The organism is Burkholderia sp. MSMB617WGS, from assembly GCF_001532025.2.
Taxonomy (GTDB): Bacteria; Pseudomonadota; Gammaproteobacteria; order Burkholderiales; family Burkholderiaceae; genus Burkholderia; species Burkholderia savannae.
In genome coordinates this window covers 1,560,998-1,587,705 of record NZ_CP013457.1, presented here as the reverse complement: position 1 = coordinate 1,587,705, position 26,708 = coordinate 1,560,998, and the positions used below count along the sequence as shown (strand labels likewise).

At 68.2% G+C, this 26,708-nt stretch carries 25 protein-coding genes; 7 read left to right on the top strand and 18 right to left on the bottom strand.

Going from position 1 to position 26,708, the window contains the following annotated elements; genetic code table 11:
- Nucleotides 1-6: 6 nt before the first annotated feature.
- The 5 genes from WT60_RS07900 to WT60_RS07880 form a co-directional block, all read right to left on the bottom strand.
- Nucleotides 7-2,538 (bottom strand): DNA internalization-related competence protein ComEC/Rec2, encoded by a 2,532-nt coding sequence (locus WT60_RS07900; RefSeq protein ID WP_060355418.1) that lies wholly within the window; start codon nt 2,536-2,538, stop codon nt 7-9.
- A 52-nt stretch (nt 2,539-2,590) separates the two neighbouring features.
- The gene (locus WT60_RS07895; RefSeq protein WP_038750467.1) at nt 2,591-3,379 is read right to left on the bottom strand and encodes a TatD family hydrolase; all 789 of its coding nucleotides are present in this window, start codon (nt 3,377-3,379) and stop codon (nt 2,591-2,593) included.
- Nucleotides 3,380-3,383: 4 nt separating this feature from the next.
- A complete protein-coding gene (lolD, locus tag WT60_RS07890) occupies nt 3,384-4,133 on the bottom strand; it encodes a lipoprotein-releasing ABC transporter ATP-binding protein LolD (RefSeq protein WP_052145120.1) in 750 nt (249 codons plus the stop codon).
- On the bottom strand, nt 4,126-5,379 hold the full coding sequence (locus WT60_RS07885) for a lipoprotein-releasing ABC transporter permease subunit (RefSeq protein WP_038750474.1): 1,254 nt from the start codon (nt 5,377-5,379) through the stop codon (nt 4,126-4,128). The genes lolD and WT60_RS07885 overlap by 8 nt, the downstream gene beginning before the upstream one ends.
- Nucleotides 5,380-5,606: 227 nt before the next feature.
- Entirely contained in the window at nt 5,607-5,984 is a 378-nt protein-coding gene (locus tag WT60_RS07880; protein ID WP_186448575.1) for a hypothetical protein, read from the bottom strand.
- Here WT60_RS07880 and WT60_RS07875 point away from each other — a divergent pair.
- The 5 genes from WT60_RS07875 to WT60_RS07840 all read left to right on the top strand — a co-directional run bounded on the left by WT60_RS07875 (nt 5,983) and on the right by WT60_RS07840 (nt 13,448).
- Nucleotides 5,983-7,059, top strand: coding sequence for a regulator (locus WT60_RS07875; protein WP_081989785.1), 1,077 nt, complete (start codon nt 5,983-5,985; stop codon nt 7,057-7,059). The genes WT60_RS07880 and WT60_RS07875 overlap by 2 nt on opposite strands.
- Nucleotides 7,060-7,074: 15 nt before the next feature.
- Nucleotides 7,075-8,769 carry a single-stranded-DNA-specific exonuclease RecJ gene (recJ, locus tag WT60_RS07870; RefSeq protein WP_060355403.1) on the top strand — a complete coding sequence of 565 codons (1,695 nt, stop codon included), beginning with the start codon at nt 7,075-7,077 and terminating at the stop codon, nt 8,767-8,769.
- A 585-nt stretch (nt 8,770-9,354) separates the two neighbouring features.
- Nucleotides 9,355-10,459, top strand: a protein-coding gene (gene prfB / locus WT60_RS07855) for a peptide chain release factor 2 (protein ID WP_156440110.1) whose coding sequence is annotated in 2 segments (ribosomal slippage) — nt 9,355-9,435 and nt 9,437-10,459 — 1,104 coding nt in all. Because the reading frame shifts where the segments join, the coding sequence is not laid out codon by codon here.
- Between the two features lie 91 nt (nt 10,460-10,550).
- Nucleotides 10,551-12,077, top strand: a complete 1,527-nt coding sequence (gene lysS / locus WT60_RS07850; protein ID WP_038750493.1) for a lysine--tRNA ligase — start codon at nt 10,551-10,553, stop codon at nt 12,075-12,077.
- 657 nt (nt 12,078-12,734) lie between these two features.
- Complete coding sequence (locus WT60_RS07840) at nt 12,735-13,448, top strand: glycine zipper 2TM domain-containing protein (RefSeq protein WP_038748838.1); 714 nt, start codon at nt 12,735-12,737, stop codon at nt 13,446-13,448.
- Nucleotides 13,449-13,871: 423 nt separating this feature from the next.
- On the opposite strand, the gene iscX is transcribed toward WT60_RS07840, so the two are convergent.
- The 12 genes from iscX to WT60_RS07780 all read right to left on the bottom strand — a co-directional run bounded on the left by iscX (nt 13,872) and on the right by WT60_RS07780 (nt 23,132).
- Complete coding sequence (gene iscX / locus WT60_RS07835; protein WP_038748836.1) at nt 13,872-14,081, bottom strand: Fe-S cluster assembly protein IscX; 210 nt, start codon at nt 14,079-14,081, stop codon at nt 13,872-13,874.
- A 17-nt stretch (nt 14,082-14,098) separates the two neighbouring features.
- Complete coding sequence (fdx, locus tag WT60_RS07830) at nt 14,099-14,440, bottom strand: ISC system 2Fe-2S type ferredoxin (protein WP_038748834.1); 342 nt, start codon at nt 14,438-14,440, stop codon at nt 14,099-14,101.
- A gap of 92 nt (nt 14,441-14,532) precedes the next feature.
- Nucleotides 14,533-16,401: a Fe-S protein assembly chaperone HscA gene (hscA, locus tag WT60_RS07825; protein WP_038748833.1), complete on the bottom strand. Its 1,869-nt coding sequence runs from the start codon at nt 16,399-16,401 to the stop codon at nt 14,533-14,535.
- A 56-nt stretch (nt 16,402-16,457) separates the two neighbouring features.
- Nucleotides 16,458-16,985 (bottom strand): Fe-S protein assembly co-chaperone HscB, encoded by a 528-nt coding sequence (gene hscB, locus WT60_RS07820; RefSeq protein WP_038748831.1) that lies wholly within the window; start codon nt 16,983-16,985, stop codon nt 16,458-16,460.
- Nucleotides 16,986-17,099: 114 nt separating this feature from the next.
- Nucleotides 17,100-17,423, bottom strand: a complete 324-nt coding sequence (gene iscA, locus WT60_RS07815; protein WP_038748829.1) for an iron-sulfur cluster assembly protein IscA — start codon at nt 17,421-17,423, stop codon at nt 17,100-17,102.
- Nucleotides 17,424-17,510: 87 nt separating this feature from the next.
- Nucleotides 17,511-17,924 (bottom strand): Fe-S cluster assembly scaffold IscU, encoded by a 414-nt coding sequence (gene iscU / locus WT60_RS07810; RefSeq protein WP_038748826.1) that lies wholly within the window; start codon nt 17,922-17,924, stop codon nt 17,511-17,513.
- Between the two features lie 65 nt (nt 17,925-17,989).
- Nucleotides 17,990-19,213 carry an IscS subfamily cysteine desulfurase gene (locus WT60_RS07805; protein WP_038748825.1) on the bottom strand — a complete coding sequence of 408 codons (1,224 nt, stop codon included), beginning with the start codon at nt 19,211-19,213 and terminating at the stop codon, nt 17,990-17,992.
- A 66-nt stretch (nt 19,214-19,279) separates the two neighbouring features.
- The gene (gene iscR, locus WT60_RS07800) at nt 19,280-19,819 is read right to left on the bottom strand and encodes a Fe-S cluster assembly transcriptional regulator IscR (RefSeq protein WP_038748823.1); all 540 of its coding nucleotides are present in this window, start codon (nt 19,817-19,819) and stop codon (nt 19,280-19,282) included.
- A gap of 104 nt (nt 19,820-19,923) precedes the next feature.
- On the bottom strand, nt 19,924-20,403 hold the full coding sequence (locus tag WT60_RS07795) for a low molecular weight protein-tyrosine-phosphatase (RefSeq protein ID WP_059648329.1): 480 nt from the start codon (nt 20,401-20,403) through the stop codon (nt 19,924-19,926).
- Nucleotides 20,404-20,504: 101 nt separating this feature from the next.
- The gene (locus tag WT60_RS07790; RefSeq protein ID WP_161788668.1) at nt 20,505-20,714 is read right to left on the bottom strand and encodes a hypothetical protein; all 210 of its coding nucleotides are present in this window, start codon (nt 20,712-20,714) and stop codon (nt 20,505-20,507) included.
- 196 nt (nt 20,715-20,910) lie between these two features.
- Nucleotides 20,911-22,353 carry a lactate utilization protein B gene (locus WT60_RS07785; protein WP_038748818.1) on the bottom strand — a complete coding sequence of 481 codons (1,443 nt, stop codon included), beginning with the start codon at nt 22,351-22,353 and terminating at the stop codon, nt 20,911-20,913.
- Nucleotides 22,354-22,409: 56 nt separating this feature from the next.
- The gene (locus tag WT60_RS07780) at nt 22,410-23,132 is read right to left on the bottom strand and encodes a (Fe-S)-binding protein (RefSeq protein ID WP_060355401.1); all 723 of its coding nucleotides are present in this window, start codon (nt 23,130-23,132) and stop codon (nt 22,410-22,412) included.
- A 180-nt stretch (nt 23,133-23,312) separates the two neighbouring features.
- Between WT60_RS07780 and WT60_RS07770 the strand changes: the two genes are divergently transcribed.
- Entirely contained in the window at nt 23,313-24,125 is an 813-nt protein-coding gene (locus WT60_RS07770; RefSeq protein ID WP_038748816.1) for an IclR family transcriptional regulator, read from the top strand.
- Nucleotides 24,126-24,246: 121 nt separating this feature from the next.
- Here WT60_RS07770 and pbpG read toward each other — a convergent pair whose 3' ends face one another.
- Complete coding sequence (pbpG, locus tag WT60_RS07765; protein WP_038748814.1) at nt 24,247-25,368, bottom strand: D-alanyl-D-alanine endopeptidase; 1,122 nt, start codon at nt 25,366-25,368, stop codon at nt 24,247-24,249.
- Between the two features lie 662 nt (nt 25,369-26,030).
- Between pbpG and WT60_RS07755 the strand changes: the two genes are divergently transcribed.
- A complete protein-coding gene (locus WT60_RS07755) occupies nt 26,031-26,609 on the top strand; it encodes a phasin family protein (RefSeq protein WP_038748848.1) in 579 nt (192 codons plus the stop codon).
- The last annotated feature ends 99 nt before the right edge of the window (nt 26,610-26,708 follow it).

Here is a 26,708-nt window from a genome sequence, read left to right as displayed (position 1 = left end):
GTCACGTCACCGGTCCATCCAGTAGCGCCGCTGCGCGTCCCGGTATCGTATCGGAGCGGGAACCGCGCCGCTCGACGCCACGTCGATGCGCACCGCGCCGTCGCGATCCGTGCGCGGCAGTTCGATGCCGCGCACGGCATAGCGCGCCCAGACGGTCGGATGCGGATGCTGAAACCTGTTGGCGTAGCCTACCTGAAATATGGCAATGCGCGGTTCGACCGAATCGAGGAAAGGTTCGGTCGACGACGTGCGGCTGCCGTGATGCGGGACGACGAGCACCCGCGCGGCGAGCGCATCGCGCGATCCGGCGACGAGCGCACGCTCCGAGCGCGCGTCGACGTCGCCTGTCAGAAGCGCCGAGCCCTCGCCCGCCGACACGCGCAGCACGCACGACTGCGCGTTCGTCGCGCCGCCCGCGCGCGGGCCGCCGTCGGGCCAAAGCGTCGCGAACTCGACGCCGTCCCAGCGCCAGCGCTGGCCCGCCGCGCACGGTAGCGCATCCGTCACGCCGGCCGCGCGCGCGGCGCGCCACAAGCGGTTCGACGGCGGCAGCCCGCCTGTCATCTGCGCGACCGCGACCGAATCGAGCACGGCGGGCGCGCCGCCCGCGTGGTCCGAATCCGCGTGGCTCACGACGAGCGCGTCGAGCACGCGCACGCCCCGTGCGCGCAGGAACGGCACGACGATCCGCTCGCCCGCGTTCGACGCCTCCGGCCCCGGCCCCGCGTCGAACAGCAGCGCGTGCCGCGCGGTTTCGATCAGCACCGCGGAGCCCTGCCCGACATCGAGCGCCGTCAGCCGGAACGCGCCTTCGGGCGGCGCGAGCGGCGCGGGAACAACGAGCGGGAGCCACGCGAGCGGCGCGGCGCGGCGCAGCGGCCAGCCGCGCGGCGTCAGCGCCCAGACGACACCCGCCGCCGCCGTCGCGAGCGCGAAACCGTCCGGCGTCGGCAGCATCCAGACCGTGCGCCCCGCGCCGGCCGTCGCCTCGAGTAGCCGCATCAGCATCGCGACGAGCGCATGCGCGAGCGTATAGGCGAATGCATCGAGCGGCGCGGGCAGCACGACGCCCGCAAGCACGATCGGCGTGACGAGCGAGCCGACCCAGGGAATCGCGAACGCGTTCGCGAGCGGCCCGGCGAGCGGGATCTGCGCGAACCACAGCACGGTGAGCGGCGCAAGCGCGATCGTCACCGCGTACTGCGCTCGCGCGGCGTCGCTCGAGCGCCGAAAGAGCCGCCTCATCGACCGCGCCGACCACGCGCACGCGGCGCGCAGCCGCGACGCGCGCGACGGCGACACTCCCTCGCCCACCGCGCCGTCGATCACGCCCGGCACGCCGCGCGCGTCGTCGGTCTCGCGTGCGTCGCGCGCCGCGCTTCGCCCCGACGACACGAACAGGATCGCCGCCACCGCGCCGAACGACAGCCAGAAGCCGGGCGACGTCACCGCCCACGGATCGGCGAGCAGCACGCAACCGAGCGCCGCCGCGAGCACCGACGACGGCGCGAGCGAACGCCCGCTCAGATACGCGACGCCCGCGGCGGCGAGCATCCACCACGCGCGCTGCGCGGGCACGTTGAAGCCCGCGAGCGCCGCATAGCCTGCACTGCCCGCGATCGCGGCGAGCGCCGCGATCTTCTGCGCGGGCACGACGAGCGGCCAGTTCCGCCCGACGTAGCCCGAGCGCCGCCAGAACCCGCCCGCAAGCCACGCGCACAGGCCGCCGACCATCCCGACGTGCAGCCCGGAGATCGCGACGAGATGGCTCGTGCCGGTATCGCGCAGGATGCGCCGGTCGCCGTCGTCGATGCCGTCCTGCGCGCCGATCGCGAGCGCGACCACGATCCCGCGATGCGCGGCGTCGCCGAGCGCGTCGGCGATTCGCCCGCGCAGGCGCGCGCGCAGCCGGTCGACCGTGGCGACGATGCCGGGCGCCCTGCCGGCCAGCCGCCGCGCATCGTGCGTCGCGGACACGTAGCCGAGCGCACGGATGCCGCGCGCGAGCCACGCCGCCTCCGCGTCGCGCACGCCGAAGTTCGCGTTGCCGTGCGGGCGCTTGAGACGCACGCGCAGCCGCCACCGGTCGCCCGGCGCGAATTCGGGCGGCGGCGTGGCCGCGCGGCCGAACGCGTACCACGCAAGCGACAGCGTCGCGGGAAATCGGGCGATGCCCGCATCGTTGGCGTCGACGTCGAACAGGAAACGCACGCCTTTCGCGTCGCGCGACGGCAGCCCGCGCACCGCGCCCGTCACGACGATGTCGCGCCCCTCCCATTGCTTGGGCAGCGCATCGGCGAGCCGCCACTGCGCGCGCGCCGCCGCGTAGCCGAAGCCCGCGAGCGCCGCCGCGCAACAGCATGCGCACAACCCGGCCCGTCGCGCGCTCGCGCGCGCATCGCCGCGCAGCGTGACCGCGAGCCACGCGCACCAGCCGAGCGCGAGCGCGCCGCCCGCCCATTCCGCCGCACCCGGCAGCGCCGCCTGCTGCTGCAGCGCGACGATGCCGAGCGCGAACGCACCGCACATCGCCCGCATCGCGCCTCCGTCTTTCGCGCCGCGAGAGCGACGCACGTCCGTCACGAATCGATTATGCGGACGAAAGCGCGAGACGCGGCAGCGCGGCGAGCGCGTTGGCCGAAGTGGATAGCGAAAGCGCGTCGGCGTCGATGCCACGCAGCGCGGCGATCGCCGCGCCGATGAGCGGCACCTGGTCGGGCGTATTGCGCTGCTTGTAGCGCCATTCGGGGGGAATGTCGGGCGCGTCGGTCTCGACGACGAGCGCGTCGAGCGGCAGTTGCGCGGCGAGCCGCCGGATCTGCAGCGCGCGGCCGAATGTCACGTTGCCGCCGAAGCCGAGCTTGAGCCCTTGCGCGAGATACGCGTCGGCCTGCTGGAAGCTGCCGTTGAACGCGTGCGCGATGCCGCGCCGCACGCCCGCGCGCCGCAGCCCGGCCAGCACGCGATCCTGCGACTTGCGCACGTGGCACACGACGGGCAGATCGAAGTCGCGCGCGAGCCGCAATTGCGCGTCGTAGATGAATTGCTGCCGGTTGTCGTCGAGACCCGGCACGAAGTAGTCGAGGCCGATCTCGCCGATGCCGACGAAGCGCGGATCGTCGAGGCTCGCGTCGACCTCCATCCGCAGCCGATCGAGATCCTCGTCGCGCGCCTGCGGCGTGTACATCGGATGAATGCCGAGCGCGTACACCGCGCCTTGCGTCGCATGCGCGAGCTCGCGCACCGTCGCGAAATTCATTCGCCCGACGCTCGGGATCACGATGCGCGACACGCCCGCCGCCCGCGCCGCGCCAGCGACGATCTCGCGGTCGGCGTCGAACTCCGGCGCGTCGAGATGGCAGTGCGTGTCGATCCACATCGCGTCACACCGGCACGGCCGGCTCCTCGTGCAGCACACCGTCGCGCAGCCGCAGGATACGGTCGCAGCGCGCGGCGAGATCGGGATCGTGCGTGACGATCACGAAGCTCGTGTCGAGCGTGCGCGACAAATCGAGCATCAGATGGAACACGTGATCGGCAGTCGAGCCGTCGAGGTTGCCGGTCGGCTCGTCGGCGAGCACGCACGCGGGCTTCGTGACGAGCGCGCGCGCGATCGCGACGCGCTGCCGCTCGCCGCCCGACAGCTCGCCCGGCCGGTGCTTCGCGCGCGCGCCGAGCCCCACCTGTTCGAGCATCTCGCGCGCGTGGTGGCGCGCCTCCTCGGTCGACATCCGGCGAATCCTGAGCGGCATCGCGACGTTGTCGAGCGCGGTGAACTCGGGCAGCAGATGGTGGAACTGATAGACGAAGCCGAGCGCGCGATTGCGCAAGTCGTTGCGCTCGCGCTCGGCGAGCTGCGTAAACGGCTTGCCGAGCAGCGACACCTGCCCCGCGCTCGGCTCGTCGAGGCCGCCCAGCACGTGCAGCAGCGTGCTCTTGCCCGAACCCGACGCGCCGACGATCGCGAGCTTCTCGCCGCGCCGCACCGACACCTCGGCGTTGTCGAGCACCTGTACGTTGAAGCCGCCCTGCACGAACGTCTTCGTGACGCCGCGCGCCTCGAGCACGTATTCGCGCGCGGCGCCACCTTGATGGTTCTGATTCATCGTCTGTTCGAAGACCCGGTCATTCATAGCGCAGCGCCTCCGCGGGGCGCACCTTCGCGCCGCGCCAGCTCGGATAGAGCGTCGCGAGCGCGGACAGCGCGAACGCGATCACGCCGATCCGGATCACGTCGCTCGCGACGAGCTCGGACGGCAGCTCGCTGATGAAGTACACCGACGGCGGCAGGAACTGCACGCCGAACGCGTGCTCGATCATCGGGATGAGCCACGGAATGCTCCACGCGATCAGGCAGCCGAGCGCGACGCCCGTCGCGGTGCCGACGAAGCCGATCGTCACGCCCTGCACGACGAAGATCTTCATGATCGAGCTCGGCTGCGCGCCGAGCGTGCGCAGGATCGCGATGTCCGCCTGCTTGTTCGTCACGGTCATCACGAGCGACGACACGAGGTTGAACGCCGCAACCGCGATGATGAGCGTGAGGATGATGAACATCATCCGCTTCTCGATCTGCACCGCCGAGAACCACGTCTTGTTCTGCTGCGTCCAGTCGCGGATGTACAGGTCGCCCGACAGCGTGTGCGCGAGCTCGCGGGCGACCTGCGGCGCCTTCTGCATGTCGACGAGGCGCAGCCGCACGCCCGTCGGCGCGGGCAGCCTGAAGAGCGCCTGCGCGTCCTGGATGTCGATCATCGCGAGCGTGCTGTCGTATTCGTAATGGCCCGATTCGAAGATGCCGACCACCGTGAACTGCTTCAGGCGCGGCATCATCCCGGCCGGCGTGATCGTGCCTTCCGGCGCGACGAGCGTGACCTTGTCGCCCACGCCCACGCCGAGGTTGCCCGCGAGCGCGTCGCCGAGCACGATCCCGAACTGGCCGGGCGCGAGCGCCGTGAGCGAGCCCGCCTTCATGTCCTTGCCGATATCGGACACCTGCGGCTCGAGCGACGGCTCGACGCCGCGCAGCATCACGCCGCTCACCGCGTCCTGCCGCGTGAGCAGCGCCTGCGCGTCGACGTACGGCGCCGCGCCGGTCACGGACTTGTTCAGGCGCGCTTCCTTCGCGCTCAGTTGCCAGTCGGGCATCGAGCCCGTCGGCGAGAAGACCTCGACGTGCGCGAGCACCGACAGCATCCGGTCGCGAACCTCTTTCTGGAAGCCGTTCATCACGGACAGCACGACGATGAGCGCCGCGACGCCGAGCGCGATCCCGAGCATCGACACGAGCGCGATGAACGAAATGAAGCCGTTGCCGGTCGTGCGTTTGCCGGCGCGGGTATAGCGCCAGCCGATCTGCCATTCGTACGGAAGTTTCAAGCCTATCCTTTCTGCTGGTTGGAACGCCGCGCGCTGCGCGAATTCGCGCGCAGGAACCGGGCGGACCCGGTTACGCGCGCAGTGTGCCACACAATGCTTAATCGCCCCTGAAAACGTTCCGGATCGGGCGGCCCACGTCAGGGCGGCCCACGTCAGGGCGGCACACGTCAGGGCGGCACACGCCGTGACAGCCCGCGCCGGGGCGGCCGGCGATCGAGCGATCCGCGCTACAGCGGCCCGGCGGCCGGCCAGTCGGACAGCGGCGACGCGGCCGATCCGAACGATCCGAACGATCCGAACGATTCGAACGGGTAGATCGGATCAATCGGATCAATCGGGTCAGTCGGGTCGATCGGGTCGGTCGGGCCGGTCGATTCGGCCGCATCCTGCCATCCGGCGCCTCCACCGAATCCGGCACGACCGATTCGGCCCCGATCGAGCCGCGAATGCGGCCGCGCCACCGGCGCGCGAGCGCGCGGCAGGCCCGAAGCGCACGGCGCGCCGATCCGCAATTTTACCAACTCGGCCGCGCGCGCCGCACATGCGACGCGCGGCGCGACACCGGCGACCGGCTTTGCCGTTTGGCCTACAATGCGCACCATCATGCGTGCCCAACGTCTTCATTTCCTCGTGCCCTTCGCGCTGCCGTCGGCCGCCGACGCCGCGTCTTCCCTCCACACGCTCGACAGCCCCGCGCTCGCCCGGCTTCTCGCTCGCGCGCGCCTCGTCGAACACACGGTCGGCGAAGACTTCCAGCGCACGCTGCCGCACGAGCGCTGGCTCGCGCGCCGCTTCGGCGCGATTCCCGAGGATGCCGACGATGCGCCGCTCGCGCCGTACATGCTCGTCGCCGACGGCGGCACGCCCGGCGACGACACGTGGGCGTGCGTCGAACCCGTGCACGTGCAGATCGCGACCGATCACCTCGTGCTGATCGATCCCGCGTCGCTCGAGATCGGCGACGATGAAGCCGCCGCGCTGCTCGACACCGCGCGCCCGCTAATAGAGGAACTCGGCGTGAAGGTGCAGGCGCCGCGCGCCGCGCGCTGGTACCTGTCGAGCCCGCAGCTCGCCGGACTCGCGGGCGCCGCGCCGCTGCGCGCGAGCGGCCGCAACATCGAGATCTGGCTGCCGCACGAGACGCAGACGGGCGAACGCTCGCGCACATGGATGAAGCTGCAGAACGAGGTGCAGATGGCGTGGTTCCGGCATCCCGTGAACGAGGCGCGCGAAGCGCGCGGCTACCCGGCCGTCAATTCGATCTGGTTTCATGCGCAAGGCGCGCTGAAGCCCGTGACGAGCCCGTTCGCGCGCGTGCTGTCGCGCTCGCCCGGCGCGCGCGGGCTCGCGCTCGTCGCGGGCGCGGCCGCGGGCGAGCCGCCCGCCACGTTCGACGCGCTCGCCGCCGGCGCCGCGCCGCAGCCCGACGGCGCGACGCTCGTCGAGCTCGACACGCTGACGACGCCGTTCCTCGAGCACGACTGGGCGCGCTGGCACGACGCGCTCGCCGCGCTCGAGCGCGACTGGTTCGCGCCCGCTCTCGACGCGCTCGCGCAAGGCCGCATCGGCGAGCTCGCGCTCACGCTGTGCGGCGACACGAGCGCCGCGACGCTCGCCGCGACGCGCGGCGACCTGCGCAAGTTCTGGCGCCGCCGCGCGCTCGCCTCCCTGTTCGAATAACGACAACCATTTCGCATGACCCGCATCGTCACCCGCATAGCCGCCCCCGCCGCGCTCGACGCGCTCGCCCGCCACGGAATGCATCCCGTGCTCGCCCGCCTGTACGCGGCGCGCGGGATCACGTCGCCTGCCGACGTCGAAACCGCGCTCTCGCGCCTCGTGCCGCCCGCCCAGTTGAAAGGCTGCGCCGCCGCCGCCGCGCTGCTCGCCGACGCGCTCGAGACCGGCCGCAAGATGCTCGTCGTCGCCGATTACGACTGCGACGGCGCGACCGCATGCGCGGTGGCCGTGCGCGGCCTGCGGATGTTCGGCGCGAAGATCGACTACCTGGTGCCGAACCGCTTCGAATACGGCTACGGATTGACGCCCGAGATCGTCGAGCTCGCCGCCGCGCGCGAGCCCGATCTGCTCATCACCGTCGACAACGGGATCGCGAGCGTCGACGGCGTCGCGGCCGCGAACGCGCGCGGCATCGACGTGCTCGTCACCGATCACCACCTGCCGGGCGGCACGCTCCCCGCCGCGCGCGCGATCGTCAACCCGAACCAGCCGGGCTGCACGTTTCCGAGCAAGCACGTCGCGGGCGTCGGCGTGATGTTCTACGTGCTGCTCGCGCTGCGCGCCGAGCTGCGCGCACGCGGCGCGTTCGGCGACGACCGCCCCGAGCCGCGTCTCGACGGCCTGCTCGACCTCGTCGCGCTCGGCACCGTCGCCGACGTCGTGCGCCTCGACGGCAACAACCGCGTGCTCGTCGCGCAGGGCCTGCAGCGAATCCGCAACGGCCGGATGCAGCCCGGCATCGCCGCGCTCTTTCGGGCGGCGGCGCGCGATGCGCGCAGCGCGTCCGGCTTCGATCTCGGCTTCGGCCTCGGCCCGCGCCTGAACGCGGCGGGCCGCCTGTCGGACATGTCGCTCGGCATCGAATGCCTGACGACCGACGACGTCGGCCGCGCGTGGGAGCTCGCGCAGCAACTCGACGCGATGAACCGCGAGCGGCGCGAAATCGAGGCGGGCATGCAGCAGCAGGCGCTCGCCGATCTCGCGTCGGTCGACCCGGCCGACGCGGCGACGATCACGCTCTTCAACCCGCAATGGCACCAGGGCGTGATCGGGATCGTCGCCGGGCGGCTGAAGGAGCGCTTCCACCGGCCGTCGTTCACGTTCGCGCACGCGGACGACAGCGGCGCGCGCGTGAAAGGCTCGGGCCGCTCGATCCCGGGCTTCCATCTGCGCGACGCGATCGACCTGATCTCGAAGCGCGAGCCCGATCTGATCGTCACGTTCGGCGGCCACGCGATGGCGGCGGGCGTCACGCTCGATACCGGAAACGTGCCGCGCTTCGCCGCCGCGTTCGAGGCGGTCGCGCGCGAATGGCTGTCCGACGACGCGCTCGCGCGCGTGATCGAGACGGACGGCGATCTCGAGGATGCGTACTTCACGCCGCAGATCGTCGAGCTGCTCGATTCGGCCGTCTGGGGCCAGGGCTTTCCGGCGCCGCTCTTCTCGGGCGAATTCGACGTGGCATCGCAGGCGCTCGTCAAGGACAAGCACCTGAAGCTGCAATTGATGCGCGGCCGCCAGCGCTTCAACGCGATCTGGTTCAACCACGCGCAGCCGCTGCCCGCGCGCGCGACGGTCGCGTTCCGGCTCGCGAGCGACACGTGGAACGGCATGACGCGCGTGCAGCTGATCGTCGAGCACGCGGCGTAACGCACGCGCGTTTCCGATCGACGGGCGGCGGCAACGCGCGCCGCGATACGCAACCGGCCGAACGAAATTCGGCGCAACGACAGGCGACGCATGGAACGCATGCCGAGCGTACACGGCGTCGCGAGGCATTGCGCGGCATCACGCGAGGTCACGCGAGGTCACGCGACATCGTGCCGCGTTCGCCGCGCATGCGAACGCCTCGCTCGGCGGTTGCACCGGCCCGCCCGCCGCTCCATCGCGCTTCGCTCGCGCCGCGGTCGCACGCTCGAACGCCCGCGCGCCGATCCGTCGCGGCTGCCTCGCGAATCGATTCCGCGCGTCCCGGACCGCCGGCGCCGCTCGGACGATCCGCGCAGCCCGCAGTCCGCGCGTCCGCACGCCATCGCGGCGCCCGAGCACGACGCCGAATCCCGCGGCGCCCGCCGCCGCCCGGCGCCCCCCGCCACGCCCCGCCCGATCGGCGCCTCCCGCGCCCCTCGCCGCGCCCCTCGCCGCGCGCGGCCGTGCGGGCGGCGCGGTACCGGCCGAGGCCCTCGATCGGCTATAATTTCCCCTTTTCACGAAGCGTCAAAAGCGAACAAGATCATGGAAGCGGAACGTCTGAACGCGATCGAAAGCTCCCTCGCGGACCTGCGCCGGCGCGCGGGCGAGCTACGGGGGTATCTTTGACTACGACGTCAAGTCCGAACGTCTAGCCGAAGTCAACAAGCAACTCGAAGATCCGAACGTCTGGAGCGACTCGAAGAACGCCCAGGCGCTCGGCCGCGAGAAGAAATCGCTCGAGAGCGTCGTGATGACGCTCACCGGGCTCGATAACGACCTGCGCGACGCGCAGGACCTGTTCGATCTCGCCCGCGAGGAAGGCGACGAGGACACGCTCGTCGCGACCGAAGGCGATGCGGCGAAGCTCGAGGCGCGCGTCGCCGACATCGAATTCCGCCGGATGTTCTCGAACCCGGCCGATCCGAACAATTGCTTCATCGACATCCAGGCGGGCGCGGGCGGCACCGAGGCGTGCGATTGGGCGTCGATGCTGCTGCGCCAGTACCTGCGCTACTGCGAGCGCAAGGGCTTCAAGGCGGAAGTGCTCGAAGAGTCCGACGGCGACGTCGCCGGCATCAAGAACGCGACGATCAAGGTCTCGGGCGAATACGCATACGGCTATCTGCGCACCGAAACGGGCATTCACCGCCTCGTGCGCAAGTCGCCGTTCGATTCGTCGGGCGGCCGCCACACGTCGTTCTCGTCGGTGTTCGTGTATCCCGAGATCGACGACTCGATCGAAGTGGAGATCAACCCGGCCGACCTGCGCATCGACACGTACCGCGCTTCGGGCGCGGGCGGTCAGCACATCAACAAGACCGACTCGGCCGTGCGGATCACGCACATGCCGACGGGCATCGTCGTCCAGTGCCAGAACGACCGCTCGCAGCACCGCAACCGCGCGGAAGCGATGGCGATGCTGAAGTCGCGCCTGTACGAAGCCGAGCTGCGCAAGCGCCAGGCCGAGCAGGACAAGCTCGAATCGAGCAAGACGGACGTGGGCTGGGGCCACCAGATCCGCTCGTACGTGCTCGACCAGAGCCGCGTGAAGGATCTGCGCACGAGCGTCGAAATGAGCAACACGAAGGCCGTCCTCGACGGCGACCTCGACGACTTCATCAGCGCGAGCCTCAAACAGGGCGTGTAAGCGCCCCCGCGCGGGCGCGGTCCGGCCGGCCCGCGCGCCGGCCGCGTCGGCGCCGCGCCCCGCTGCCGCATTACCATCGAACCCGACCACCATGACCGAATCGACCCAACCGCAGGCCGCTGTCGCAGCGGACGAAAACCAGATCATCGCGGAGCGCCGCGACAAGCTGCGCACGCTGCGCGACCAAGGCATCGCCTATCCGAACGACTTCCAGCCGGCCCACCATGCGGCCGATCTGCAGACCGAATTCGCGGACGCCGACAAGGAAGCGCTCGAGGCGAAGCCGCTCGAAGTGTCGGTCGCCGGCCGGATGATGCTCAAGCGCGTGATGGGCAAGGCGAGCTTCGCGACGGTGCAGGACGGCTCGGGTCAGATCCAGTTCTTCGTGACGCCCGCCGACGTCGGCGCCGAGACCTACGACGCGTTCAAGAAGTGGGACCTGGGCGACATCGTCGCCGCGCGCGGCGTGCTGTTCCGCACGAACAAGGGCGAGCTGTCGGTGAAGTGCACGGAGCTGCGGCTGCTCGCGAAGGCGCTGCGCCCGCTGCCCGACAAGTTCCACGGCCTCGCCGACCAGGAAACGCGCTATCGCCAGCGCTACGTCGACCTCATCGTGACGCCCGAGACGCGCGCGACGTTCCGCGCGCGCACCAAGGCGATCGCGTCGATCCGCAAGTTCATGAGCGACGCCGACTTCATGGAAGTCGAGACGCCGATGCTGCACCCGATCCCGGGCGGCGCGGCCGCGAAACCGTTCGTCACGCACCACAACGCGCTCGACATGCAGATGTTCCTGCGCATCGCGCCGGAGCTGTACCTGAAGCGGCTCATCGTCGGCGGTTTCGAGCGCGTGTTCGAGATCAACCGGAATTTCCGCAACGAGGGCGTGTCGCCGCGCCACAACCCGGAATTCACGATGATGGAGTTCTACGCCGCGTACACCGACTACCGCTGGCTGATGGACTTCACCGAGCAGTTGATCCGCCAGGCGGCCGTCGACGCGCTCGGCACCGCGACGATCCAGTATCAGGGCCGCGAGCTCGATCTCGCGAAGCCGTTCCATCGTCTGACGATCACGCAGGCCATCCAGAAGTATGCGCCGCAGTACACCGACGGCCAGTTGTCGGACGACGCCTACCTGCGCAGCGAACTGAAGCGCCTCGGCGTCGACGTCGCGCAGCCGGCGTTCCTGAACGCCGGCATCGGCGCGCTGCAGCTCGCGCTGTTCGAGGAAACCGCGGAAGCGCAACTGTGGGAGCCGACCTTCATCATCGACTACCCGATCGAAGTGTCGCCGCTCGCGCGCGAATCGGACACGGTGGCCGGCATCACCGAGCGCTTCGAGCTCTTCGTCACCGGCCGCGAGATCGCGAACGGCTTCTCGGAGCTGAACGATCCGGAGGATCAGGCCGCGCGCTTCAGGAAGCAGGTCGAGCAAAAGGACGCGGGCGACGAGGAAGCGATGTTCTTCGACGCCGACTACATCCGCGCGCTCGAATACGGGATGCCTCCGACAGGCGGCTGCGGAATCGGCATCGACCGTCTCGTGATGCTGCTCACCGACAGCCCGACGATCCGCGACGTGCTGCTGTTCCCGCATCTGCGCCGCGAGGACTGAGCGCCTCGCGAGCCGCCCGCCGCCCGTTTTCCCGCCCGATTCCCCGGGGCAAAACGCGGCGGCGGGCGGCGGCAGGCCCGCCTGCTTTGTAACCGCCAGTAAATCCCGGCCGCCGCGCCGCCGTCCTCTTCCGTCCCCTTCTTCACGCTGCCTTTGCGCCGCTTGCGCGAGCGGGCGTTTGACAGTGTTTGACATGCAAGTTTGCGCAGCGAATCGTTACAACTTGAAACGGCGTACCCGCGGAGTTTGATCGACACTTCGCTTCGGAAAATGACGCACCACCGTGTGCGGCTCGCTTTGCATGAGATCGGGGTGACCGCTGAAGCACCAACCTCGATCGACATACTTTGCATGAGATCGGAGTGACTGCTGAAGCACTAACTCCGATCGACGTACTTTGCATCGGATCGGAGTAACCGCTGAAGCACTAACTCCGATCGACGTACTTTGCATCGGATCGGAGTAACCGCTGAAGCACTAACTCCGATCGACGTACTTTGCATCGGATCGGAGTAACCGCTGAAGCACTAACTCCGATCGACGTGCTTTGCATGGGATCGGAGTAAGTGCTGAAGCACTAACTCCGATCGACGTGCTTTGCATGGGATCGGAGTAAGTGCTGAAGCACTAACTCCGATCGACACCGGAGAGTCGAAAATGGATAACCAGAACACCACCACGCAACAACGCCAGCGCATCCATCCGCTCGTCGCGACAGCCGCGGGCGCCGTCATCATCGCGAGCCTCGCCGCAACGGCCGCCGTCACCGGGCTGTTCCCGAAGGCGAGCAGCACCGATGCGCAGAACCCGCAGACGCAAGCCGCGCTGATCGCGTCGCAGCCGGCCGTCGACACGGCCGCCGCCGCGAGCGCCGCCCTCGCCGCGCAAGCAGCGCAGCAGCAGGCGGCGCAACGTCAGGCGGTCGCGCAAGCGGCGCCGAAGCCCGCGCCGCGTCCGGCGCGCCATCACCACACGGCGGCCGCGCCGCAACCGCCGCAATATGCGCAGCAATCGTCGCAGCAGCCGCAATCGTCGTACTGCGCGACTTGCGGCACCGTCGCCTCGATCGTGCCGGTGCGCACGGCGGGCACGAGCTCGGGGATCGGCGCGATCGGCGGCGCTGCCGCGGGCGGCCTGGTCGGCAACCAGTTCGGCCACGGCAACGGCCGCACCGCGATGACGATCATCGGCGCGCTCGGCGGCGGCCTCGCGGGCAATGCGGTCGAAAAGCAGGTGCGCAGCGAAACCGATTATCAGGTCCAGGTGCAGATGCAGGACGGCTCGACGCGCACGTTCACGTACCACAATCCGCCGCCGTTCGGCCAAGGCCAGCGCGTGCGGGTCGAGAACGGCACGCTCGTCGGCGCGTGACGCGAGCCGCGCGGCGCGAGCGGCTGCGCGCCGCATGCGCGTGCAGCCGAGCGATTCGGCGTCGCGGCCGCGCTGTCGGCCCGCCATGAAAAAACGGCTCGTGATTGCGTCACGAGCCGTTTTTCCTTGAATCCTTGCCGGAAATTTCGCGACCGCCGCGTCGCCCACGTGGCCGCGAGCCGTCATCCGATCCGCTATCCCGATTCATACGCCGCCGGGCTGGCGATCGCGCGACGCCGATCGAGCGGGCCGAGACGCACGCCGTCACGTCATCTCGCCATCTCGCGCTCCGCCTCGAGCGCGGCTGCCCCGCGCACCGGGCGCGACGGCGCCGCATCACACCGCATCGCGCCGCTTCGCCTGGCCTTTCGCCCAGCCCCAGCGTCGACCCGGCCCACGCTTGCGCCAGTCCCCCGCGCCGCGTCAGTCTTCGTCGTCGAAGTCCGATTCGTCGATCCAGTGCGCCTGGATCGCCTCGAGAATCTTCTCGCCCGAATGACTCGGATCGTCGTCGAAGCCGTCCAGCGCCAGCACCCATTGCCGCAGATCGACGAAATTGATCCGCTGCGGATCGACATCCGGATGCTTGTCCGCGAGCGCGATCGCGATCTCGCGGGAATCGGTCCATTTCATCGCCGAATCTCCTCGCCTCAGTGATTTTCCTTCGCGTGGTTGATCGAGTACTTCGGAATCTCGACGACCAGATCCACGCCCTCCTTCACGACCGCCTGGCACGACAGGCGCGACGTCGGCTCGAGGCCCCATGCCTTGTCGAGCAGGTCGTCCTCGTCCTCTTCGGACGGCTCGAGCTCGTTGAAGCCTTCGCGGATGATCACATGGCACGTCGTGCATGCGCACGATTTCTCGCACGCGTGCTCGATCTCGACGCCGTTGTCGAGCAGGTTGTCGCAGATGCTCTTGCCGGGCACGGCGTCGATCACCGCGCCGTCCGGGCACAATTCGACGTGCGGCAGTACTACGAGTTGAGGCATGTTCGTTCCGTTCGTTCAGCCAGTGCGCGGCTTGCCGCCGCGCCGTCCATCGCCGCGCCGGCGGCCGGTCGGCCGCGCGGCTCGGTTCGTATTCAGATCTCGTCGAGCTTGCGGCCGGCGAGCGCCCGCTTGATGCTCTTGTCCATCCGGCGCGCGGCGAATTCGTCGGTGCCCTCGGCGAGCGCCTTCGTTGCCGCGTCGATCGCGTTCGCGTCGTCGCCCGTCGCGACCGCGCGCAGCGACGCGACGAGACCGTCGACCATCGCGCGCTCGTGCGCGTCGAGCAAATCGCCGTCGGCGGCGAGCGCCACGTCCGTCGCGTCGACGAGGCGCTGCGCCTCGACTTGCGCCTCGCGCAGCGCGCGCGCTCGCATGTCGACTTCGGCCGTCTTGAAACTGTCTTCGAGCATGCGCGCGATGTCGTCGTCGCCCAAGCCGTACGACGGCTTCACGACGACCGACGCCTCGACGCCGGAGTGCTGCTCGCGCGCGAACACCGACAGGAGGCCGTCCGCGTCGACCTGATAGGTCACGCGAATTCGCGCGGCGCCCGCCGCCATCGGCGGAATGCCGCGCAGCTCGAAGCGCGCGAGCGACCGGCAGTCGGCGACGAGCTCGCGCTCGCCCTGCACGACGTGGATCGCCATCGCGGTCTGGCCGTCCTTGAAGGTCGTGAATTCCTGCGCGCGCGCAACGGGAATCGTCGAATTGCGCGGAATGATCTTCTCGACGAGGCCGCCCATCGTCTCCACGCCGAGCGACAGCGGAATCACGTCGAGCAGCAGCCAGTCGTCGCCGCCGCTGCGGTTGCCCGCGAGCAGATCCGCCTGGATCGCCGCGCCGAGCGCGACCACCTGGTCCGGGTCGAGGTTGACGAGCGGCGGCTGGCCGAAATGCTTCGCGACCGCGTCGCGGATCACGGGCATCCGCGTCGCGCCGCCGACGAGCACGACGCCCTTGATGTCGGCCGCGCTCACCTGCGCGTCGCGCAGCGCCTTGCGCGTCGGCGTCAGCGTGCGCTGCACGAGCGGCTCGACGAGCGCGGCGAACGCGTCGCGCGTAATCGTCTGCGCGAGCTTTTCGCCCGTCGACAGCTTCACGTCGACATGCGCGTCCCGCGCGAACGACAGCGCCTCCTTCGCGCCGCGCACGCGGTCGAGCAGCAGGCGCACGTCCTCGGGCGCGAGCGCCGCCGCCTCGATGCCCGCTTGCGCGAGCACGTGCGCGAACAGCGCGTGATCGAAATCGTCGCCGCCGAGCGCCGAATCGCCGCCCGCCGCGAGCACTTCGAACACACCCTTCGTGAGCTTCAGGATCGACAGGTCGAACGTGCCGCCGCCGAGGTCATAGACCGCGTAGAGGCCTTCCGCGCCGTTGTCGAGCCCGTACGCGATCGCGGCCGCGGTCGGCTCGTTCAGCAGGCGCAGCACGTTCAGGCCCGCGAGCCGCGCGGCGTCCTTCGTCGCCTGGCGCTGCGCGTCGTCGAAATACGCGGGCACCGTGATCACCGCGCCGACGAGCTCGTCGCCGAGCGTGTCTTCGGCGCGCTGGCGCAGCGTCGCGAGAATTTCCGCCGACACCTCGACCGGGCTCTTTACGCCGTCGACCGTACGGATCTGCACCATGCCGGGCGCATCGACGAATTCGTACGGCGCGTTCGCCGCGCCTTCGACCTCCGCCTTGCCGCGCCCCATGAAGCGCTTGACCGACACGATCGTGTTGCGCGGATCGATCGCCGCCTCTTCCTTCGCGGTGTGGCCGATGCGGCGGCCGCCCTTCTCGAGATAGCGGACGACGGACGGCAGCAGCACGCGCCCGTCGTCATCGGGCAGCGCCTCCGGAATGCTGTTGCGCACCGCGGCGACGAGCGAATTCGTCGTGCCGAGGTCGATGCCGACGGCGAGGCGCCGCTGATGCGGCGCGGGCGCCATGCCGGGTTCGGAAATTTGCAGTAAAGCCATCTGTATGTTCGATGGGGGCCGAAGCCCCGCTTGCATCGCGTGCGTAATGCGCGCGGTTAGTGTTCGAGGCGCTCGATCTGAGCGCCGATCTCGGCCGACACGCGCTCGACGAACATCAGTTGCCGCACGGCCTCGGCCGCGCCCTGATCCGAGCCGCTGTCGAGCAGCGCGCCCAGCTTCGCGAGGCGCGCGCGCCGCTCGTCGCGCAATTCGGCGAGCAGCGCATCGAGCTCGCCGACGTTCTTCGCGGCCGCCGCATCCTCGATGCGCTCGCGCCACTCCATCTGCTGCATCAGGAACGCCGGCTCCATCGCCGTGTTGTTCTCGGCGCCGACGTCGACGCCGCGCAAGTGCAGCAGGTACGTCGCCCGCTTGAGCGGATCGCGCAGTGTCTGGTACGCCTCGTTCGCACGCGTCGCCCATTGCATCGCGATGCGCTTTTGCGCGTCGCCCGCCGCGGCGAAACGGTCCGGGTGCACCTGCGACTGCACGGTGCGGTACGCGGCGTCGAGCGTAGGCTCGTCGAGCGCGAATTGCACCGGCAGGTGAAAGAGATCGAAATGGCTGTCTTTCAGCGAAACCATCGCGTAATAGCTGTAGCGCTCAACTCGTTGTCGACTGCGGCACGACGTCGACCGATGTGCCGCCCATTAAAAAGGCGGCCCGCGCCGCCTCTCGTCCGCCTCGCGCGGATGCCGTCACACGCGGAACGATTCGCCGCAGCCGCACTCGTCCTTCACGTTCGGGTTGTTGAACTTGAAGCCCTCGTTCAATCCCTCGCGCGCGAAGTCGAGCTCCGTGCCGTCGATGTACGCGAGGCTCTTCGGATCGACGAAGACCTTCACGCCATGGCTTTCGAACACCTGATCCTCGGAGGCGAACTCGTCGACATACTCGAGCTTGTACGCGAGGCCCGAACAGCCGGTCGTGCGCACGCCGAGCCGCAGGCCCAGCCCCTTGCCGCGCCGCGTCAGATACTTCTGCACGTGCTGCGCAGCCTTTTCGGTCAGTGTGATAGCCATAGTGTCCTTCGTCGCACGAAGCGAGCCTCGTGCGTCATGCGTCTAAACCCAAAACCGGTCGACCCTGCGTCGAACCCGCGGCGCCGCTTACGCGGCGGCCTTGCCGTCTTCAGCGCCTTCGTGGTCGTGGCGCTTCTTGTAGTCGGCAACGGCCGCCTTGATCGCGTCTTCCGCGAGGATCGAACAGTGGATCTTCACGGGCGGCAGCGCGAGCTCTTCGGCGATCTGCGTGTTCTTGATCGCGAGCGCCTCGTCGAGCGTCTTGCCCTTCACCCATTCGGTGACGAGCGAGCTCGACGCGATCGCCGAACCGCAACCGTAGGTCTTGAACTTCGCGTCCTCGATCACGCCGTTCTCGCCAACGCGGATCTGCAGCTTCATCACGTCGCCGCACGCGGGCGCGCCAACCATGCCGGTGCCGACCGCGTCGTCGTCCTTCGCGAACGAGCCGACGTTACGCGGGTTTTCGTAGTGATCCAGAACCTTGTTGCTGTAAGACATGATTCAAACTCCTTGCTTCGTTTCGTCTGCGCGGCACTCAATCGCCCGCGGAAATATCGTTGCGCTCAGTGCGCCGCCCATTCGATCGTCGACAGATCGACGCCGTCCTGATGCATTTCCCAAAGCGGCGACAGGTCGCGCAGCTTGGCGATCTTGCTCTTCAGCAGATCGATCACGTAGTCGACTTCCTGCTCCGTCGTGAAACGGCCGACCGTGAAGCGGATCGAGCTGTGCGCGAGCTCGTCGTTGCGGCCGAGCGCGCGCAGCACGTACGACGGCTCGAGCGAAGCCGACGTGCACGCGGAACCCGACGACACCGCGACGTCCTTGATCGCCATGATCAACGACTCGCCTTCGACGAAATTGAAGCTGATATTCAGGTTGTGCGGGATACGATGCTCGAGGTCGCCGTTCACGTAGGTCTCCTCGATTTGCGACAGGCCGCGCAGCAGCTTGTCGCGCAGCATCCGGATGCGCTCGTTCTCGGTCGCCATTTCCTCCTTGGCGATGCGAAACGCCTCGCCCATGCCGACGATCTGGTGCGTCGGCAGCGTGCCCGAGCGCATGCCGCGCTCGTGGCCGCCGCCGTGCATCTGCGCCTCGATGCGCACGCGCGGCTTGCGGCGCACGTACAGCGCGCCGATGCCCTTCGGGCCGTAGGTCTTGTGCGCGGAGAACGACATCAGGTCGACCTTCAGCTTCGCCAGGTCGATCTCGACCTTGCCCGTCGCCTGCGCGGCGTCGACGTGGAAGATGATGCCCTTCTCGCGGCAGATCTCGCCGATCGCCTCGATGTCCTGGATCACGCCGATCTCGTTATTCACGTGCATCACCGACACGAGGATCGTGTCCGGGCGCAGCGCGGCCTTCAGCGCGTCGAGCTCCAGCAGGCCGTCGTCCTTCACGTCGAGATAGGTCACCTCGAAGCCTTCGCGCTCGAGCTCGCGGCACGTATCGAGCACCGCCTTGTGCTCGGTCTTCACCGTGACGATGTGCTTGCCCTTGCCCTGATAGAAGTGCGCGGCGCCCTTGATCGCGAGGTTGTCGGATTCGGTCGCGCCGGAGGTCCAGATGATTTCTCGCGGATCGGCGTTGACGAGCGCGGCCACCTGCTCGCGCGCCTCTTCGACCGCGCGCTCCGCGTCCCAGCCGTATGCGTGGCTGCGGGACGCCGGATTGCCGAACTGCTCGCGCAGATACGGCACCATCTTGTCGACGACGCGCGGATCGACGGGCGTCGTCGCGCTGTAGTCCATGTAGATGGGCAGGTGGGGGATCTCGTTATTCATCTATCGCTCCGGGTATGCGTTCGTGCGGGGACTGTTCGTTGTGCTGCCGCGTTCAATGCGCGGCAATCATGAGCTTGCGATGTTGAAGACCGAATTCGGGCCGAGCGGAATCGAGCGCACGGGCTCGACGCTCGCCGCAACGGGCTCCGGCTTGCGCTTGTCGCGCAGCACGGCGGGCGTGCCTTCGCGGGCGCGCTGCTGATCGACGAGATCCTGCAGCGATACCGAATCGAGGTATTCGACCATCTTCTGGTTCAGCGTCGACCAGAGCTCGTGCGTCATGCAATGGCCGTCGGGCTGCTTCGTGCCTTCGCACGCGCCCTTGCCGCCGCATTGGGTCGCATCGAGCGGCTCGTCGACCGCAATGATGATGTCGGCGACCGTCACGTCCTGCGCGCGGCGCGCGAGGTTGTAGCCGCCGCCCGGTCCGCGGACCGATTCGACGATTTCATGCCGGCGCAACTTGCCGAACAACTGCTCGAGGTAGGAGAGCGAAATCCGCTGGCGCTGGCTGATGCCTGCAAGCGTCACCGGGCCTTGCTCCTGGCGCAGCGCCAAGTCGATCATCGCCGTGACGGCGAAACGGCCTTTGGTGGTGAGTCTCATGGTATTGAATGGGCAGCAATCTTGACGATTTTGGTCAAGTATAAATATTTGACAAATTTAGTCAAGTATCCCTGCCGCTAAAAGGGGGTTGTATGTGCGGCGCTTCAGCGCGCCGTTTCGCGCAAGCGCTCGAGGAGCCCGCGGCACGCATCCTCGCACTGATCGAGCACCCGCTCGAAGCCGCGCGCGCCGCCGAAGTACGGATCGGCGATTTCGCGCGCCGATGCGTCGCTTGCATATTCCATCAGCAGCCGGATCTTGCCCTGATGCTGCGGCGGGCAGCGCTTGCGCAGCTCGGCGAAGTTGGCGGAATCCATTGCGAGCACGAGATCGAAGCGCTCGAAATCGGCCGCGCCGATCTGCCGCGCGCGCAGCGCCGACAGATCGTAGCCCCGTGTGCGCGCCGCTTGCTGCGCGCGCGCATCGGGCGCCTCGCCGACGTGCCAGTCGCCCGTGCCGGCCGAATCGATCGCGATCGCCTCGTCGAGCCCCGCTGCCGCCACCTGGTGCCGCATCACCCCTTCGGCGGTGGGCGAGCGGCAAATGTTGCCGAGGCAGACGAAACAGATCGCGACGCTTTTCATCACGCAACCAGACAATCGCGGCGAACCGCACGGATGGACAGCGCGCCATTATACAAAGGCGCACCGATTCCCGCTTGCGCCAGATTCGGCTTCACGGCAGCTTACAAAGCCTTTGCGCCGGCGAGCGGCGCGACGGGCGACGCGGCGGGCAGCGCCTGCGACGCGTCGTCGACGAGCCCGTACGACACCGTGCGCGCGAGCTCGGCCGACGCATCGCGCGCGACCGCCTGCCCGCGCTGCGGCGCGGCCCCGGACAGGTACAGGTAAGCGGCGGCGGCGAGCGGCACGACGATCGCAAGCGGCCAGTACATCGATATTGTCTTTCTCATGATGCGACCTCTCTCGGCTGGCGCATTGGGACGCTCCCCAATGCTGACATGTCGAGATTCTATAGATCGCACCTATCGAGATAAATATGCGAATAGCGAACGCAGTGTTGTCGCTCGATGAACAGTCGCGGCGCAACGCGTTCCCCGTCCACGCGCGCCACGCTTGCGCACGGTCAAGTCAGCGTGTCGACGACGACGGATCGAGATGCGTGCGCGACGCCGCGTACAGCTCGCGGAACGTCCTGCCGGCTGGTGCCGGGATGTCGCGCGTCGCGGTCCAGCCGCGCGCGAACGGGAACCGCCCGAGCGTGCCAGCGACGCCGCCCGACGTGCCGCCCGCCCGCTCGAGCACGCGCACGACGAGCTTCGTCGCGAACGCGTACAGCGTGGGCCGCCGCGCGAAAAAGCCCCACGCGGCGAGCGCCGCGCGCTCGCGCCACGGCCGCAGGTGACGCTCGACCTGCTTCTCGCGCAGCTTGCGCAGCAGGCCCGAAATCGGGATGCCGACCGGACAGACGCTGTCGCACTCGCCGCAGAGCGTCGCGGCCTGCGGCAAATCGAGCGCCTTGTCGAGCCCGACGTAGCTCGGCGTCAGCACCGAGCCCATCGGCCCCGGATACACCCAGCCGTATGCGTGCCCGCCGACCTTCTGATAAACCGGGCAGTGGTTCATGCACGCGCCGCAGCGAATGCAGCGGAGCATCTCCTGGAACTCGCCGCCGATGAGCCCGCTGCGGCCGCCGTCGACGAGCACGACATACGAATGCTCGGGCCCGTCCTCGTCGCCCTCTCCCCGCACGCCCGTGAGCAGCGAAAAGTAGTTCGACGTCTTCTGCCCGGTGGCCGAGCGCGGCAGGAGGCGCATCGCGGTCGCGAGATCCTCGAGCGTCGGCAACACCTTTTCGATTCCCGTCACCGCGACGTGCACGCGCGGCAGCACCGTGCACATGCCTTCGTTGCCCTCGTTCGTCACGAGCACGACGGAGCCCGTCTCTGCGATCACGAAGTTGCCGCCCGTCACGCCCATGTCGGCCGACAGGAAATGGGGGCGCAGCACCTCGCGCGCCTCGCGGGTCATCTCCGGAATCTCGGTCAGGCGCGGCCGTCCGTGCGTCCTCGCGAACAGCTCGGCCACCTCTTCCTTGTCCCGGTGCAACACGGGCGCGATGATGTGGCTCGGCGGCTCGTTGTCGTTGATCTGCAGGATGTACTCGCCGAGGTCGGTCTCGATCGACTGCACGCCCAGCCGGCCGAGCACAGCGTTCAGATTCGCCTCCTCGGTCACCATCGACTTCGTCTTGATGACCTTCTTCACATCGTGCCGCCGCGCGATGTCCGCGACGAGCGCCGCCGCGTCGGCCGTCGTCTCCGCGTACAGCACGGTCGTCCCGCGCCGCGCCGCCTCGCGCTCGAACATCTCGAGCCACACGTCGAGCCGCTCGAGCGCACGGTTGCGGCGCGCCTTCAGCTCCGCGCGCGTCGCGACGAAGTCGATCTGCGTGACGGCCTGCGCGCGTCCCGACACGAATTTCGTCGACAGCCTCTTGAGATTTTCCTGCAGGCGCGCATCGGCGAGCTTTTCGCCCGCGCGCGCCTTGAAATGCATCGATTGGACTTGCATGGCGGCTCGTGAGGTTCGTGGTTCTCGTCGCGATCGTTCGTTCGGCGGGGCGGCGCTCAGACGTCGCCCGCGAGCACCTGCGCGATGTGCAGCACGCGCGTGTCGCGGTCGCCCGTGCGGCGCAGGCGCCCTTCGATGTTCAGCATGCAGCCGAGATCGCCGAGCACGACCGCGGGCGCGCCCGTCGCGCGCACGTTCGCGCATTTCTCGTCGACGATCGCGCTCGAGATGTCGCCGTACTTCACCGCGAACGTACCGCCGAAGCCGCAGCAGTGCTCGCAGTCCTTCATCTCGTCGACGGCCACGCCGCGCTGCGCGAGCAGCGCGCGCGGCTGCGCCTTCACGCCGAGCTCGCGCAGGCCCGAACAGGAATCGTGGTACGTGACGGGCCCCTTGAACTCGCCCGGCTCGAGCTTCACCCGCGCGACGTTGGCGAGGAAGTCGGTCAGTTCGTAGACTTTCGCGCGCAGGCGCCCGTAGCGCGCCATCAGCTCGGGATCGTCGCGAAAGAGGTCGCCGTAATGGACGCGGATCATCCCGCCGCACGAGCCCGACGGCACGACGACGTAGTCGAACTGCTCGAACTCGGCGAGCGCCTTTTCCGCCAGATCGCGAGCGATCGCGCGCTCGCCCGAGTTGTACGCGGGCTGGCCGCAGCAGGTCTGCGAAGGCGGCACGACGACTTCGCAGCCAGCCTCTTTCAGCAGCTTGAGCGCCGAAAAACCGATCTCGGGCCGCATCAGGTCGACAAGACACGTGACGAACAAACCGACTCGCATAGGCGCTCCTTCGAGAAAACGGCGCTCATTATCCGCCGTTTGCGCGGCAAGACCAACGTTGCGCCGCAATCGCGCAATGCCCGGCGCCGAGCGAGGACTTCCTCGAACACCGTTCGCTTTTTTCACTATACGAGATACAATCGCCGCATTGGTACTTGATGCGGCAATCGATTCCTCACGATGAGCAACCCGAACCCGGATTCCAAGACATCGATCCAGGTGATCGAACGGATGATGCGGCTCCTCGATGCGCTCGCCGCGCACAGCGATCCGGTCAGCCTGAAGGAACTCGCGCAGCGCACCGAACTGCACCCTTCCACCGCGCACCGGATCTTGAACGACATGGTGACCTGCCGTCTCGTCGATCGCTCCGACCCCGGTACATACCGGCTCGGCATGCGCCTGCTCGAGCTCGGCAATCTCGTGAAGGCGCGCCTGTCGGTGCGCGACGCCGCGCTGATGCCGATGCGCGAGTTGCACCGGCTGACGGGCCAGACCGTGAACCTGTCGGTGCGCCAGGGCGACGAGATCGTCTACATCGAGCGGGCGTATTCGGAGCGCTCGGGAATGCAGGTCGTCCGCGCGATCGGCGGCCGCGCGCCGCTGCACCTCACGTCGGTCGGCAAGCTGTTCCTCGCGGCGGACGAGACGTCGCGGGTGCGCGCGTACGCAACGCGCACGGGCCTCGCCGGCCATACGCAAAACAGCATCACCGATCTGCCGAAGCTCGAGCGCGAGCTCACGCTCGTGCGCCAACAGGCGTGCGCGCGCGATAACGAAGAGCTCGAGCTCGGCGTGCGCTGCATCGCGGCCGGCATCTACGACGATTCCGGCAAGCTCGTCGCCGGGTTGTCGCTGTCCGCGCCCGCCGACCGGCTCCAGGACGCGTGGCTCGGCCAGTTGAGCCGCACGGCGCTCACGATCTCGGAATCGCTCGGCTATCGCCCGGAAACCGCGAGGGAAGCGGACGCGCTGGCGCAAAAGCAGGCGTAGGCGCGCGCGCATCGCGCTCCAGCGCTCGGCCGCCCCGCGCCTCCGGTGGCCGGCGCACAAAAAAAGCCCCGCATTCGCGGGGCTTTTTGCTGGGCGATGCGACGCTCGGCCGCGTCCGCGATCAGGTCCCGCCCGCCGGCGTGTTCGCCGCCGTCAGGCGCTCGCCGCCGCCGTTGTCGAGCCAGTTGCGCACGCGCGACGCATCGGCGAAGCGCGAGTACTTGCCGAACGAATCGAGCAGCACCATCACGATCGGACGGCTGTGAATCGTCGTCTGCATCACGAGGCACTCGCCCGCTTCGTTGATGAAACCAGTCTTCTGCAGGCCGATGTCCCACGAAGGATTGCGCACGAGCGCATTCGTGCTGTTGTACGCGAGCGTCCGCTTGCCGGTGTTCACCTCGTAGCTGCGGTCGGTCGAGAACTTGCGGATGAGTGGGTACTGATACGCCGCGTTCACCATCTTCACGAGATCGCGCGCGCTCGACACGTTCTGGCTCGACAGCCCAGTCGAGTTCTCGAAATGCGTGTCGGACATGCCGAGCGCCTTCGCCTTCGCGTTCATCGCGGCGATGAACGCCGGACGGCCGCCCTGGTAGTAGCGCGACAGCGCGGCCGCCGCGCGGTTCTCCGACGCCATCAGCGCGATGTGCAGCATGTCCTCGCGCGACAGCACCGAGCCCACCGACAGGCGCGAACCCGTGCCCTTCTCGTAATCGCGATCCTCGTCGGTCACTTCGACCTCGTCGGTGAGCTGCGACTTCGAATCGAGGACGACCATCGCGGTCATCAGCTTCGTGATCGACGCGATCGGCACGACCGCGTGCGAATTTTTGTCGAAGAGCGGCTCGGACGTGTTCTGGTCGACGACGTAGGCGACGCTCGAGCGCAGCGCGAGCGAATCGGGCGTGTCGTGCAGGCCGAACGCCTGGCCGACCGACGGCGGCCGCGGCTGGAACGCGACGCGGCGCACGCCGCTGTGGTGACGGCCGTTCGACACGTAGGTCACGCGCTTGCGCGCGCCTTTCGCGCGCGGTTCGGCGCTCGACGACGCGGCGCGCAGTGACTTCTTCGCCGCGCTCTTCTTGCCTTTCGCGCTCTGCGCGGTCTTGGCGGTGGCGGCGAACGCGTCCGCGGGCGCGACGGCGGCCGTCGCCACCATCAGCGAGACGGCGACCGAAACGGCGGTGCCGAGCGCCACGCTCTGCATCATCCTGAGCGGTGCAAACAGTTGGGCTTTCATTGGGGTCCGAACAAAACGGCGGGAGGTTTCCGCAAGTGTAGTAAAAGCTGAAAAAATAAGCAATATTAGGCACTTACCGATCTTCGTTAAACCGAAATGTAAGAATCGATCGTACCAGACCAATCGGCCCCGTCTCTTCCATCGAAAAATACGATGAAGAAAACGAAGCTCCCGACGCGCGCGACACACAAATCACCCACCGGTTGACCAGAATATCGGCGGCGCGACGGACAAGCTGAAGCAGGGGAAACCACGAATTCGACAGGCGAAGCGGGCCGGACGACCCGCCGATAGGCACGGCGGCGGGCGTTGACGCCCGCCGCCGTGCCGAAAACAGCGACCGCTTCGACATGCCAGAATGTTAAACGTTCCGTCACTCCGATCGGTTTACTCGCGTCGCGATGGTGCACTCTCGTGCGTGCGGCGGGCCTCCGACCCGGCTCGGGACACACGCTGAAACCGATCCCACCGAGACATTGCAAACTATTGTTTTGTCTAGAAATTGTCAGGTTTGTGCAATGCACCAAAAGTACTTGACATTCAATTCTGGCGCCCTAAAATAGAATCCATTGTTGCGTTGCACAAAGCAGTTTCAGGTATCTGTTCCCCAAAGTTGTGCCCTTTTCCTTCACGATCCCCGATCGAACTTCAGGAGCATGAACATGTCTTTGCTGACCCCCGAGCAAATCGCCGCTGCCCAGAAAGCCAACATCGAAAGCCTCTTCGGCCTCACGACGAAGGCGTTCGAAGGCGTCGAAAAGCTGATCGAACTCAATCTGCAAGTGGTGAAGTCGACGCTCGCTGAAAGTCAGGAAAACGTGCAGCGCGCGCTGTCCGTGAAGGACGCGCAGGAACTGCTCGCGCTGCAGGCGAGCCTCACGCAGCCGATCGCCGAGAAGGTGCTCGCGTACGGCCGCCACGTGTACGAAATCGCGTCGGCCACGCAAGCCGAATTCGCGAAGGTCGCTGAGGCGCAGTACGAAGAACAGAACCGCAAGGTGCAAGCGCTCGTCGACAACGTCGCGAAGAACGCGCCGGCCGGCTCGGAAACCGCCGTCGCCGCGCTGAAGTCGGCGATCAACGCCGCGAACACGACGTACGAAACGGTGCAGAAGGCCGCGAAGCAAGCGGTCGAAATCGCCGAAACGAACTTCAACGCCGCCGCTGCCGTCGCCACGAAGGCGGCGAATACCGCGGCCGCCGCGTCGCGCCGCAGCACCACCGGCGGCAAGACCGCGTAAGCGCCGGCGGCATCATCTGCTCGTTTGGGGAAAGCCGCGCATCTGCGCGGCTTTTTTCTCGGCCGAGAATGTCCGCCGCGCCGGGCGTCTTGTGCGCCC